Origin of the sequence: Pantoea sp. MBD-2R, assembly GCF_039134845.1 — a bacterium.
Lineage (GTDB): Bacteria > Pseudomonadota > Gammaproteobacteria > Enterobacterales > Enterobacteriaceae > Erwinia.
In genome coordinates, this window is the sequence record NZ_CP152417.1 from 320,433 (window position 1) to 334,745 (window position 14,313).

The following is a 14,313-nucleotide window of genomic DNA, read 5'->3' on the forward strand; positions in this document are numbered from 1 at the left end:
GCCAGGAAACAGCGCTAAGCATGATCTAAGGCAAGTTTTATTCAGTGGCAGGAAAATGATGAAGGCGGGAGTGGGAAGGGATTCAGTGTTATGTAACCTTAATCGGCAAGCTGAAAATGTCTCAGGCCTGCTGCCTTTTACCTGTTCAAAAGTTGTGCCAGTATGGTCTGCTGGCATTGTGCCGCTGGGTGACGTTGAAGGGGCGAGAGTGAGTAACAGAACAGAAGCGCTGCATCAGCAGCTGGCGAAACGCATCATGGTGCTGGATGGCGGCATGGGCACGATGATCCAAAGCTATCGTCTGTCCGAAAAAGATTTTCGCGGTGAACGGTTTGCCGACTGGCAGAGCGATCTGCAAGGAAATAATGACCTGCTGGTACTCACTCGCCCGGATGTGATTGGCGATATCCATAATGCCTATCTGGATGCTGGCGCGGATATTCTGGAAACCAACACCTTTAACGCCACTCCTGTCGCGATGGCGGATTACCATATGGCATCGCTGTCGGCAGAGATTAACTACACAGCTGCCAGGCTGGCGCGAAGCTGTGCTGATGAATGGACGGCCCGCACGCCGGATAAACCACGCTATGTCGCGGGAGTATTAGGCCCAACGAACCGCACCTGTTCTATTTCACCAGATGTGAACGATCCTGCTTTTCGTAATATCACCTTTAATCAGCTGGTAGAAGCCTATCGCGAATCCACGCGCGCGCTGATAGAGGGCGGATCCGATCTCATTATGATCGAAACGGTTTTCGACACGCTGAATGCAAAAGCGGCGATTTTTGCTGTGCAAAGCGAGTTCGAGGCGCTGGGCATCACGTTGCCGCTGATGATTTCCGGCACCATCACCGATGCCTCGGGGCGGACACTCTCCGGGCAAACTACCGAGGCCTTCTACAACTCGCTGCGTCATGCGCAACCGTTATCGTTTGGCCTTAACTGCGCGCTGGGCCCTGATGAGCTACGTCAGTATGTCGCCGAGCTATCCCGTATTGCCGAGAGTTACGTCACCGCGCATCCCAACGCGGGTTTGCCAAACGCCTTCGGTGAATACGATCTTGATGCGCAGATCATGGCTGAGCAGATCGGCGAATGGGCGCAGTCGGGCTTTCTGAATATTGTCGGTGGCTGCTGCGGCACCACGCCGGTGCATATTGCTGCGATGGTAAAAGCAGTCGACGGCATTGCGCCGCGTCAATTACCGACGCTGCCTGTCGCCTGCCGTCTTTCTGGTCTGGAACCGCTGAATATCAGCGCCGAATCGCTGTTTGTTAACGTCGGCGAACGGACTAACGTTACCGGTTCGGCAAAATTTAAGCGATTAATCAAAGAAGAAAAGTATAACGAGGCGCTTGATGTTGCCTTACAGCAGGTGGCCAGCGGCGCGCAGATCATCGACATCAATATGGATGAGGGAATGCTTGATGCCGAAGCGGCGATGGTACGTTTTCTCAATCTGATTGCTGGCGAACCTGATATTGCTCGCGTGCCGATTATGATCGACTCCTCAAAATGGGAGGTGATCGAAAAAGGGCTGCAATGCATTCAGGGCAAAGGCATCGTTAACTCCATTTCAATGAAAGAGGGCGTGGAAGCATTCAGGAATCATGCCCGTCTTGTCCGCCGTTATGGTGCGGCAATGGTAGTGATGGCTTTTGACGAACTCGGCCAGGCAGACACTCGCGAACGTAAAATCGAAATCTGTCGTCGGGCTTATAAGATCCTGACTGAAGAGGTGGGTTTCCCGCCGGAAGACATCATCTTCGATCCAAATATTTTTGCCGTCGCTACCGGTATTGAAGAACACAATAACTATGCAATGGATTTTATCGGTGCTTGTGAAGACATTAAACGCGAGCTGCCGTATGCGATGATTTCCGGTGGCGTCTCCAACGTCTCGTTCTCCTTTCGCGGCAACGATCCGGTGCGCGAAGCGATTCATGCCGTCTTTCTCTATTACGCTATTCGTAACGGCATGGATATGGGCATCGTCAACGCGGGCCAGCTGGCTATTTATGACGATCTGGCACCCGAGCTGCGTGATGCGGTGGAAGATGTGGTGCTCAACCGGCGAACTGACGGCACGGAACGGCTGCTGGATCTGGCCGAAAAGTATCGTGGCAGCAAAGCCGGTGATGACAGCACCAAACCGCAGGCCGAATGGCGCAGTTGGGAAGTGGAGAAGCGTCTGGAGTATTCGCTGGTCAAAGGCATTACCGAATTTATCGAAGACGATACCGAAGCGGCTCGTCAAAAGGCCAGCCGTCCTATCGAAGTGATAGAAGGGCCGCTGATGGCCGGTATGAACGTGGTCGGCGACCTGTTTGGTGAAGGGAAAATGTTTCTGCCGCAGGTGGTTAAATCGGCCCGGGTGATGAAACAGGCGGTGGCTTATCTGGAACCTTACATCGAAGCGAGCAAAGAAAAAGGCAGCACCAACGGCAAGATCGTGCTGGCAACGGTTAAGGGTGATGTGCATGACATCGGCAAAAACATCGTTGGCGTGGTGCTGCAATGTAATAACTACGAAATCATAGATTTGGGCGTGATGGTGCCCAGCGATAAAATCCTCAAAACGGCCAAAGAGCACAACGCGGATATTATTGGCCTTTCCGGCCTGATCACCCCGTCGCTGGATGAAATGGTCAACGTGGCGAAAGAGATGGAACGCCAGGGTTTTACCCTACCGTTGTTAATCGGTGGCGCGACAACCTCGAAAGCGCATACGGCGGTCAAAATAGAGCAGAACTACAGCGGCCCGACGGTGTATGTGCAAAACGCCTCGCGCACGGTAGGCGTGGTCTCTGCGTTACTTTCTGCTACTCAGCATGACGATTTTGTCGCCCGAACACGCAAAGAATATGACACGGTACGCATTCAGCACGCCCGTAAAAAGCCGCGTACGCCGCCGGTCAGTTTGCAGGTAGCCAGGGAAAATGAACTGTCGCTGGATTGGGAAAACTATACGCCGCCGGTGCCGCACAGGCTGGGTGTAAGCGAAGTAAGCGCTAACATCGAAACGCTGCGTAACTACATAGACTGGACGCCATTCTTTATGACCTGGTCGCTGGCGGGGAAATATCCGCGCATTCTTGAAGATGACGTTGTTGGGGAAGAAGCGAAGCGCTTATTCGCCGATGCCAACGCGATGCTGGATCAGCTGAGTGCCCAGCAATCTCTTAATCCGCGCGGCGTGGTAGGGATTTTCCCGGCTAACCGCGTAGGTGATGACATCGAAATCTATCAGGACGAGTCGCGTACCCAAGTATTGCAAGTGAGTCATCACTTACGCCAGCAGACAGAGAAGAAGGACTTTGCCAATTATTGTCTGGCTGATTTTGTAGCGCCAAAGCGCAGCGGAAAAGCCGATTATATCGGGGCATTTGCCGTCACTGGCGGGTTGGAAGAAGATGCGCTGGCTGAGGCCTGGGACGCCCAACATGATGATTACAATAAAATCATGGTCAAAGCGCTGGCCGATCGCCTGGCAGAAGGCTTTGCCGAATATCTTCATGAACGGGTGCGTAAAGTTATCTGGGGCTTCGCCGCGACGGAGAACCTCAGTAATGAAGAGCTGATTCGCGAAAATTACCAGGGTATCCGCCCGGCACCTGGCTATCCGGCCTGCCCTGAACATACCGAAAAAGCCACTATCTGGCAGCTGCTGGATGTGGAGCATCATACCGGCATGAAGCTGACGGAATCCTTCGCTATGTGGCCAGGCGCAGCCGTATCGGGTTGGTATTTCAGCCATCCTGACAGCAAATATTTTGCCGTCGCTCAAATACAGCGCGATCAGATTGAGGATTACGCCCGCCGTAAAGGCATGCTGGTCACCGATGTTGAACGCTGGCTGGCACCGAATTTAGGGTACGACGCAGACTAATTCCGCAGGTAGCAGCAAAGTATGACGCTGATAAAAAAGCTTTTTCGATAAAGCGGCTAAACTTAACCGTGCCAGGGCAGGATCCTTGCTTTGGCACTCTGTTGTTAAGAAGCGAAGAGGTCAATACTGGTGCTAACCCTGCTTAATTTACTTTCCGCCATCGCGCTACTGGTTTGGGGCACGCACATTGTCCGGACCGGGATTATGCGTGTGTACGGCGCCGATTTACGTCGTGTGCTCAGCCGCAGCGTGGCAAAAAAACCCATGGCATTTGTTGCCGGCATTGGTGTTACCGCACTGGTGCAAAGCAGCAATGCCACTACTTTGCTGGTGACTTCTTTTGTCGCTCAGGAGCTGGTAGGGCTTACGCCCGCACTGGTGATTATTCTTGGCGCCGATGTCGGTACGGCACTGATGGCCCGCCTGCTGACGTTTGATCTTTCCTGGCTTTCTCCTCTTTTCATCTTCTTTGGCGTGGTGTTCTTCCTCGGCCGTAAACAAACGCGGGCGGGGCAGCTTGGCCGAACGAGTATCGGTTTAGGGCTGATTCTGCTGGCGCTCCAGCTGATTGTGGCAGCGGCCACGCCAATTACCCATGCGGCAGGCGTGAAAGTTCTGTTCTCCTCGCTGACGGGCGACGTTTTGCTGGACGCCTTAATCGGTGCCGTGTTCGCCATCATCAGCTATTCCAGCCTTGCCGCAGTGCTGATTACCGCCACGCTTACCGCAACTGCGGTTATCTCGTTCAAAGTGGCGCTGTGTCTGGTAATTGGCGCGAATCTGGGAAGTGGTCTGCTGGCGATGCTCAATAACAGCACTTCTAACGCGGCCGGTAAACGAGTGGCGCTGGGCAGCCTGCTGTTTAAATTTATCGGTTCACTCATCGTCCTGCCTTTTATTGATGTGCTGGCGGAGTGGTTGCAAAAACTGCCGGTAAATGATGAAGAGTTGGTGATCTTCTTCCATGTTTTCTACAACCTGATCCGCTGCCTGATTATGGTGCCTTTTGCCGGAGCAATGGCCGGCCTGTGTCAGCGACTGATTGGGGAAGACGCGGAAACGGAGCTTCGTCTTAAGCCTAAGCATCTGGATACCAGCGCGCTTGATACGCCTGCACTGGCGCTGGCGAATGCCTCGCGGGAAACTTTGCGGCTGGGAGATGTGCTGGAGCAGATGTTGGCAACGTTCAGCAAAGTCGTGGGCGGTGAACTGCGCGAAGAACGGGAAATCCGTAAGCTGGATGACGATGCCGACGTCCTTTATACGGCGATCAAACTCTATCTGGCGCAAATGCCGAAGGAAGATTTGCCGGAAGAAGATTCCCGCCGCTGGGCGGAAATTATTGAGATGGCGCTTAACCTGGAAATGGCGGGCGATATCCTTGAGCGTATGAGCGCTGACGTTGCAGACAAGTCGTTAACTGCTCGCCGCGCCTTTTCTGTTGAAGGTCTGAATGAATTAAATGCGTTACTGGAGCAGCTCACCGCTAACCTGCGCCTGAGCCTCTCGGTATTCCTCTCTCGCGATATCACCAGCGCTAAGCGACTTCGCCGCGCCAAGCACCGTTTCCGCATTACTAATCGTCGCTATTCACACAAACACGTCGATCGCCTGCATCAGCAAAATGTGCAGAGCATCGAAACCAGTTCTCTGCACTTAGGCTTGCTGGGGGATATGAAGCGTCTGAACTCGCTGTTTTGCGCCGTTGCCTACAGCGTGCTGGAACAGCCTGATGATGAGCGCGATGAGGAGTAGACGGGCGACGGCTGGTGTTATAGTGCTGGCGGGAGGAACATGGGCCATCCAGAAAGAGGCAAAAAGCGGCGGCCCAGCCAGCTCGACACGGGCCGTCCATGGCCCGTGTTCCTCCTGCTTTAGGGAGTGAGCCGCCCTGGCATTAAGTGAGCGAAGAAGGAGCAGAGAGAAACTATTTCTTGTCGATTGGCTTGCCGGACCAGTAGCCTGCCAGCAGCGAACCCGACAAATTATGCCAGACTGAGAACAGCGCGCCCGGCAGTGCGGCCAGCGGTGAAAAATAGAGTTTTCCTAACGTTGCTGCCAGGCCTGAATTCTGCATGCCCACTTCCAGTGCCAGCGTACGACAGGTTGACTCATCAAAGCCAAACAGCTTGCCGCCCCAGTAGCCACCGAGCAGCCCAATTGCGTTATGCATAATAACCGCCGCAATCACCATCAGACCTACCGAGCCGATAAAGCCCTGGCTGCCCGCAACGACGGCGCTGATAATGAGCAGAATACAGACCATCGAAAACGCAGGCAGCCAGGGCTCCACGCGCCTGACCACGCTGTTCATTGTATGGTGAACAATCAGGCCGATGCTGATTGGCACCACGACGATTTTCACAATGCTTAACAGCATGCCGACCACATCAACCTGAATATGGGTATCCACATAGAGTTTGGTGAGCAACGGCGTGGCGAAAACGCCCACCAGTGCGGAGACGGAAGAGATGGTAACTGAAAGCGCCACGTCGCCTTTTGCGAGGTAAATCATCACGTTCGATGCCGTTCCGCTGGCAACGCTGCCCACCAGAATCATGCCCGCGGATAAATCGGGCGGCATATGGAACAGTTTAGCCAGCAGCCATGCCGCCAGCGGCATCACCAGATAGTGCAGAAACGTCCCGGCAATGACCGGCGCCGGACGCGTCAGCACCCGTTTAAAATCGTTGATATTCAGCGTTACGCCCATGCCAAACATAATGAGCATGAGCAGATAGGTTACCCAGGGACCAATGCCTAAAAACGTTTCAGGCGTGTAATAAGCGGCGACAGAGAGCAGGACTGCCCACAGCGGGAACAGACGAGTAACAGTGGCAAGCATAGCCAGACTTCCTTTTGATGTTGTGTCGATTTTATGCGTGAGGCCGGATGTTTTGCCCGGAACGGGGGAAAAACAGGCGTTGAATCATAACACTATTGCAAAAGAATAAGCCGGGTGGAAGGGAGATTGCGGGTTAACATTTAACCCGCACGGCACAACGATTACGCTTTACTTGCCAGCAGGCCCCGGTAGATCAAACCGCCTGCAATACCCCCCACGATGGGCAGCAACCAGAACATCCACAGCTGATCCAACGCCCATCCACCCTGGAAAATGGCGACGGCGGTGCTGCGAGCCGGGTTGACTGAAGTGTTAGTTACCGGAATGCTGATCAAATGAATCAGCGTTAGCGCCAGGCCAATGGCAATCGGCGCAAAACCTGCGGGAGCACGTTTATCGGTCGCACCCATAATCACAATCAGGAAGACCGCGGTGAGCACGCCTTCGGTAATCATACCGGACAGCAGTGAAAAGCCGCCTGGTGAATGCTCACCGTAGCCATTTGAAGCGAAACCGCTGGCTACGGCGTCGAAAGAAGCCTGACCGCTGGCGATGAGATAAAGCACGCCTGCCGCGACAATACCGCCAATAACCTGAGCCACGATATAACCTGCCACCCGCGAGCCGGGAAAACGTCCGCCCGCCCACAGGCCAAACGTGACGGCAGGATTAAAATGGCCACCTGAAATATGGCCAACGGCAAAAGCCATCACCAATACGGTTAAGCCAAACGCCAGTGCCACACCGGCGAAGCCAATCCCCAATTCAGGAAAGGCTGCGGCTAATACTGCGCTGCCACATCCTCCGAGCACCAGAACAAACGTCCCCAGTACCTCTGCCATATACTTACGCATTTACTCTATCCTCGTTTATTTGATTTAACGCCGCAATTATCCCTGGCGAATCCAACCGGAAAATCAACGAGCGAGAGAATATGCGGACAGCACGGGTTTAAGCGTGATTAATGCAGAGTAAATTGCGTTAGATCAATTAATTAACGGTGGTCAAATGAGGTTGTGGCAGGTCAGCACCGCGCCGATCGTGGTGCAGAAAAAACAAAACCCCACGCCGAAGCGCGGGGTTAGTTATTACTCACAAACCTGGAAAGGTCGGCTGCAGCGGCTACTCGAACAGATTTCGGTGCAATGCCCGTACGACCTGCTCGGCATCGTTGCCCGGCACCAGGAAGCACAGGTTGTAGCTGCTGGCACCGTAACAAATCAGACGCAGATTGAAAGGCTCAAGCACGCCAAAGACCTCTTTACCGACGCCACAAGCCTGCGACAGCTTGTTGCCAATCAATGCCACCAGCGCCAGGTTTTCTTCCACTTCCACCCGGCACAGCGAGGAAAGTTCGGTCAGCAACGCCTGAGTCAGTAAACTGTCACCGGTCGAAGTCGATCCTGTGGTATCCAGCGTCAGCGCGATGCTCACTTCTGAAGTGGTAATCAGGTCAACGGAAATGTTATGGCGAGCCAAAATGGTGAACACTTCCACCAGGAAACCACGTGCATGCAACATGTTGAGGCTGTGCAGCGTGAGCAGCGTTTGTCGGCGGCGTAATGCCAGCGCGCGGAATAGCGGCGGATTCTGTGTTTCATTGCAGACGCGCGTACCGCCGGCGGCAGGATCTTTACTTGAACCGACAAAAACCGGGATATCGCTACGAACCGCAGGCAACAGGGTTGCTGGATGCAGGACTTTGGCACCGAAAGTCGCCATCTCAGCCGCTTCTTCAAAGGTGATTTCGTCGATGCGTTTTGCGGTTGGCACCACGCGAGGATCGGTAGTGTAAATGCCCGGCACATCGGTCCAGATATCAATGCGGCTGGCATGCAGCGCTTCGCCCAGCAGCGCCGCGGTATAGTCGCTGCCACCGCGTCCCAACGTCGTGGTACGTCCTTTGGCTTCGCTACCAATAAAGCCCTGAGTGACAATCAGCGCGTCGGCAAGGCGTGGGGCGAGCTGAGCCTGGGTTAGCTCAGAGAGCAGACTGACATCCGGCTCGGCGCGGCCAAAGCGATCGTTAGTCCGTAAAACCTTACGCACGTCAAACCACTGGGCATTGACGCTACGCTGGCGCAGGATTTCAACGAACAGCAGGCTGGACATCAGCTCGCCGTGGCTAACCAGCTCATCCGTCAGCGCGGTTGACGTCGCGAGTGCGGCGGCTTCGGACAACATCGTAATGTTCTCCATCACGCGGTCGACTTCTTCACGGATGACGTCCGGCTGTGAGAGCCGATCGACAATCGCGTACTGAATCCGGCGGATCTCATCCAGCAGGTAAGCGCGCTGCTCCTGCTCCTGACCTTCAGCCAGAGAAACCAGCAGGTTGGTAACGCCCGCAGAAGCGGAGAGCACCACCAGACGCGTGTTCGGATCGGACAGCACCACGTCGGCGCTTCGGTTCATGGCAGTAAAATCGGCAACGCTGGTGCCGCCAAATTTCGCCACGATCAATGATTGGGACATAGACTTGACATACCTCGTGTCAGGTTAAATTCTATCAGCCTTGGCACAAGGGAAGAGCAGAAACGGGGCATACGTAGAAAGGGGCTTACTACGAGTCACCCAGAAGCGCCCCACCTTGCATACCTGCTTACTTAACGCCGCATGGGTTGGCCAGGTTAATGCACTGGAATCGCTCACAATAAGCCGATTGAAATGCCTTAACGTGCCGCCCGCGTACAGCGTCAATTAATCTGGTAGGGATCGTTCAATTAGCGAACGAGCCTGGTGACAACCCAGAGGATTCAGCCCCTGTAGCCGATACGCACCATCCGCATGGTTTGTACCTCGGCGTCGCACCCCATGGTGTGTTTTCTCAGGATTCGGTTCCTCCAACACACTGCCTGGGCGACGCGCCTCTTCTGGCCTGCGCATCAGATGCGCAGCTAGCCGCCCAGAAATACCGGGTTATTGCTTCGCTGTCAATCCCCGGTCTTTGAGGATTCTTCACTTTGCACCAGCGCAATAACCGTGCAGGGCAGTTTGGGCGGCTTACCATCATGCACTTTCAGCTTGCCCTGCGCATCCTGTACAAAAAGCAGTACCGCCGTCTGGTTCTTTTCCAGGTATTCCTGCCAGCCAAAGTTTTCGCTCAGTCCAGTGGCTTTAATGACGCCGCCTTTTGCCAGCAGGCTACTGAGGCGGGCATAGGTTGATTCCTGACTGAATAACACTTCATGACGGCGGAAACGCGGGCTTTCGCTGTCGCGGCGGCCTCGCAGCGTGGCACCTGAGCGAACAGCCGCCACGTTGTCGTTACCGAAAATATGGCTGAAGTGATAAACGGCCAAAGCATTCTGATGACGATTCGGCGAGAGGGCAAGAACCTGTGCGGTTTCGCTGAGATCGAGGAAGTTTTCCGCATGATCTGACCAGGCGTTGCCATAATAGGCCGGAATGCCTTCCATTCTTGCCAGACGGTAATATTCCCAGCTGCTGTCGGTCACCAGCACCGGCAAATCCAATTTTTGCAGTGCGGCGGCCAAGGCACGAGCGACGCTGTTGGCACCGATAATCAGAATGCCGCGAGGCTCACGTTGCTGCACACGCAGCACACGCGCTAAAAATGCGCTGGTCAGGCTTTGCAACACCACGGTGCCGATAATCACCGCAAATACCACCGTTACCAGCTTACTGGCGCCTTCATATCCGGTCTTTTCCAGCGTCAGAGCAAACAGCGAGCTAACCGCCGCCGCGACAATACCGCGAGGAGAAATCCAGCTCAGTAACAGTTTATCGCGCCACGACAGCTGCGATCCCCAGGTGGAAAACAGGATACAAAGCGGGCGGGCGATAAACTGCACCACCAGCAGCAGGCCGACCAATGGCCACCCCATCGCCAGCAGTGCGTTGACGTCCAGTCTGGCAGCCAGAATGATAAACAGCGCGGAGATCAACAGTGCCGATAGCTCTTCTTTAAAGGCGATAATCTCATTCAAATCGACATCACGCATGTTAGCCAGCCAGATGCCCATTACCGTAACGGTTAACAGGCCCGACTCGTCTGCGATGGCGTTGGACGCGCCGAAAGCGGTTAGCATCACGGCCAGTACCGCGAAATTTTGCAGATAGCCGGGCAGCCAGACGCGTTTTAAAGCCAGGCCCATCAGCCAGCCAAACAGCACGCCGCCAATGGCGCCAACCACCACGGTCAGGCCAAACGTCCAGAACAGATGCGCCAGCGACTCTGCTTTTTGCTGTAGCACAATGAATTCAAAGACCAGCAGCGTAAAAATAGCGCCCACCGGATCGATAACGATACCTTCCCAGCGCAGGATTTGGTTAATGGCTTTATTGGGGCGCACCACGCGCATCAGCGGCGCAATCACCGTCGGCCCGGTAACGACCGTCACGGCACCGACCAGCGCCGCCAGTTCAGGCGGGAAGTTGAGCAGCAGCCAGCAGGTTATGCCGATCGCCAGAAAAGTGACCAGCATGCCGATCGTCACCAGATTACGTACAACCTTGCCCAGGCCATGGATTTCATCGAAGCGCAGCGTTAACGCGCCCTCGAACAGAATAATTGCCACCGACAGCGAAACGAGAGGGAACAACAGCGCCCCGAACAGCGCATCCGGCTGCAAAACATGTCCGACCGGCCCCAGGAGAATGCCGAAAACCAGCAGCGGCAAAATTGCGGGCAGACGCAGCAACCAGGCCAGCCACTGGGCTACCAGCGAACTTAATCCAATGATAACCAACAGGAGTGGGGCAGAAAGCACCATAAAAATTTTTCCTTTAAAGGGCAAGAATAGTCATACTGAAACGCATCGGGCATCGTCCCGCCGCCTGAATTATAAATAGCCCCGGGCAAAAGGGAGGAAAACTTCTCTCCCGATAGCTGTCACCTGTTGCAGGAAAAGGCGAGCGGCAAGCAGGTAACAGGTAACATGGCGTCCGGTCTGATTTACGGTTCTTAAATAAAAAAGAGTGTGTTGCTATGAAAAATATCAATCCGACACAAACCGCTGCCTGGCAAGCGTTGCAGCAGCATTTTGAAGAGATGAAAGAGGTACAAATCGCCGATCTGTTCGCCAAAGATGGCAACCGTTTCGCGAATTTTTCTGCCACCTTCGACGATCTGATGCTGGTGGACTTCTCTAAAAACCGCATTACCAGTGAAACGCTGGCGAAGCTCCAGGACCTGGCAAAAGAAACCGATCTACAGGGCGCCATCAAGTCCATGTTCTCTGGCGAGAAAATTAACCGCACCGAAGATCGCGCCGTACTGCACGTCGCGCTGCGTAACCGTAGCAATACGCCAATCAAGGTGGACGGCAAAGACGTTATGCCGGAAGTGAATGCGGTACTGGAGAAGATGAAATCCTTCTCTGAGCGCATTATTAGCGGTGAATGGAAAGGCTATACCGGCAAGCCGATTACCGACGTGGTCAATATCGGTATCGGCGGCTCGGATCTGGGTCCGTTTATGGTCACAGAGGCGCTGCGTCCGTATAAAAACCACCTTAATATGCATTTCGTGTCCAACGTTGACGGCACGCACATTGCGGAAACCGTAAAAGATCTTAACCCGGAAACCACGCTGTTCCTGGTGGCGTCAAAAACCTTCACCACCCAGGAAACCATGACCAACGCCCACAGCGCGCGCGACTGGTTCCTGAAAGCGGCAGGCGATGAGCAACACGTCGCGAAGCACTTTGCCGCACTCTCTACCAATGCTAAAGCAGTCGGTGAGTTTGGTATTGATACGGCGAATATGTTCGAGTTTTGGGACTGGGTTGGCGGGCGTTACTCGCTCTGGTCAGCGATCGGTCTGTCGATCATTCTGTCCATCGGCTTTGATAATTTCGAAAAGCTGTTAAGCGGCGCGCACGCCATGGACAACCACTTCTCAACCACGCCTGCCGAGCAGAACCTGCCGGTGATTCTGGCGCTGATTGGGATCTGGTATAACAATTTCTTCGGTGCGGAAACCGAAGCGATCCTGCCTTACGATCAGTACATGCACCGCTTTGCCGCTTATTTCCAGCAGGGCAACATGGAATCGAACGGCAAATATGTCGATCGCAACGGCAATCCTGTTTCCTACGAAACGGGCCCGATTATCTGGGGCGAGCCGGGTACCAACGGTCAGCATGCTTTCTACCAGCTGATCCATCAGGGCACCAAACTGGTTCCGTGTGATTTCATTGCGCCAGCGAACAGCCATAACAAGCTGGGCGATCATCACGCCAAGCTGCTGTCGAACTTCTTTGCTCAGACCGAAGCGCTGGCGTTTGGTAAGTCTCGCGAAACCGTTGAAAAAGAGTTTGCTGATGCGGGCCAGGAAGCGAAGGCCGTTGAGCATATCGTTCCGTTTAAAGTGTTCGAAGGCAACCGTCCAACCAACTCCATTCTGCTGCGCGACATCACGCCGTTCAGTCTGGGCGCGTTGATTGCGCTGTATGAACACAAGATCTTTACTCAGGGCGTGATTCTTAACATCTTCACCTTCGATCAGTGGGGCGTAGAGTTAGGTAAACAGCTGGCTAACCGTATTCTGCCTGAGCTATCCGGCAGCGAGCAGGTCAGCAGCCACGACAGCTCGACTAACGGATTGATTAATCTCTATAAAAACTGGCGCGGTTAATGCGGTATTTAGCATAGGCTAATTCTCAGTTTACGGGGCCGGAGGCAACATCTCCGGCCTTGCTGTTTTTTATGCCGTGCGTTTTAAAACAACAATCAGATCCACCTTTAACTATTTTTGGTCCTGATTGACAGAAATATCCTTCCTGCGTTTAGGCGCATCAGGCGCGGTGCCAGCCCGAAGAAAGCACAAAAACGCATTTGCTTTACCACCATTCATTGCTGAAATGGCAAGGCAGAGGTTAAGGATATTCCTAAAATACTGCCAAATAAGCAAAAAAACGGACGGACAATTCTTAATCCGTCACGGCTGTTTTCGGGTGAGAAAGCAGTAATGAAAAGGTTAACATCATGAAATATGGCGTCTTTATGGTTAATAAGGGCCAAAAGGGTGTTTTTCCGCCTGAAACCGCTCTTTAATCAGAATTGTTAGTTAATGGCGCTAAATTGCGGTGCTAATCCAGTCATAAATAGCGCGATATCACAATATCCGGTCAAATGTCGCTTCGTTGGCTTAAAAACGTCCCGCTATTGTCAGGAAAAATCCTTCGCTTCGCCCCTCGTTACTGCCCTGAATTCTGGTAATTTATTGCCTTATAATGACCCCGCCTGAAACCCTTCAGGCGGGTTATCCATTCATTTAATGAAGGGAAAGTGTATGAAAAAAGTCTTATGTGCTGCTGCAGCCATCGTGTACTTAGCAAGTGCTTCTGCCGCGTTCGCCGCGACTGAAGAAGCGGGTGCCGCTGCGGGCGCCTCTGCGGGAACGCTTTCCGCCGGGACGACCACGGCAGTGGGTGTGGGTGCGCTTGGCGCACTGGTTGGCGTTGCGCTGGCAGCAAGCAGCGGCGGCAACGGTTCTAATACCGGAACCACCACCACAACCACAACGAGTACAACTCGCTAAGTTCGGTTAATTAATCATAACCACACGCTCGTGTGGTTATTTTTTGAGATTGTCAGACTTTTATTCAGG

The 14,313-nt window shown here is 53.8% G+C and carries 8 protein-coding genes and 1 riboswitch; of the genes, 4 read left to right on the top strand and 4 right to left on the bottom strand.

The window, feature by feature from the left end; translation table 11 throughout:
- The first annotated feature begins 208 nt into the window (after positions 1-208).
- The gene (gene metH, locus AAGQ96_RS01310) at positions 209-3,892 is read left to right on the top strand and encodes a methionine synthase (protein ID WP_342754643.1); all 3,684 of its coding nucleotides are present in this window, start codon (positions 209-211) and stop codon (positions 3,890-3,892) included.
- A 129-nt stretch (positions 3,893-4,021) separates the two neighbouring features.
- A complete protein-coding gene (locus AAGQ96_RS01315) occupies positions 4,022-5,647 on the top strand; it encodes a Na/Pi cotransporter family protein (protein ID WP_342754644.1) in 1,626 nt (541 codons plus the stop codon).
- 172 nt (positions 5,648-5,819) lie between these two features.
- On the opposite strand, the gene panS is transcribed toward AAGQ96_RS01315, so the two are convergent.
- The 4 genes from panS to AAGQ96_RS01335 form a co-directional block, all read right to left on the bottom strand.
- A complete protein-coding gene (panS, locus tag AAGQ96_RS01320) occupies positions 5,820-6,737 on the bottom strand; it encodes a ketopantoate/pantoate/pantothenate transporter PanS (protein WP_147194019.1) in 918 nt (305 codons plus the stop codon).
- 161 nt (positions 6,738-6,898) lie between these two features.
- A complete protein-coding gene (gene aqpZ / locus AAGQ96_RS01325) occupies positions 6,899-7,591 on the bottom strand; it encodes an aquaporin Z (protein ID WP_342754647.1) in 693 nt (230 codons plus the stop codon).
- 268 nt (positions 7,592-7,859) lie between these two features.
- Positions 7,860-9,212 (bottom strand): lysine-sensitive aspartokinase 3, encoded by a 1,353-nt coding sequence (gene lysC, locus AAGQ96_RS01330; protein WP_147194022.1) that lies wholly within the window; start codon positions 9,210-9,212, stop codon positions 7,860-7,862.
- Between the two features lie 95 nt (positions 9,213-9,307).
- Positions 9,308-9,618: riboswitch (Lysine riboswitch) on the bottom strand.
- Between the two features lie 52 nt (positions 9,619-9,670).
- Positions 9,671-11,473, bottom strand: coding sequence for a sodium:proton antiporter (locus AAGQ96_RS01335; RefSeq protein ID WP_342754648.1), 1,803 nt, complete (start codon positions 11,471-11,473; stop codon positions 9,671-9,673).
- A 215-nt stretch (positions 11,474-11,688) separates the two neighbouring features.
- Here AAGQ96_RS01335 and pgi point away from each other — a divergent pair, with 215 nt between their 5' ends.
- The gene (pgi, locus tag AAGQ96_RS01340; protein ID WP_147194026.1) at positions 11,689-13,338 is read left to right on the top strand and encodes a glucose-6-phosphate isomerase; all 1,650 of its coding nucleotides are present in this window, start codon (positions 11,689-11,691) and stop codon (positions 13,336-13,338) included.
- Positions 13,339-13,995: 657 nt separating this feature from the next.
- Entirely contained in the window at positions 13,996-14,244 is a 249-nt protein-coding gene (gene yjbE, locus AAGQ96_RS01345) for an exopolysaccharide production protein YjbE (RefSeq protein WP_147194028.1), read from the top strand.
- Positions 14,245-14,313 lie beyond the last annotated feature (69 nt).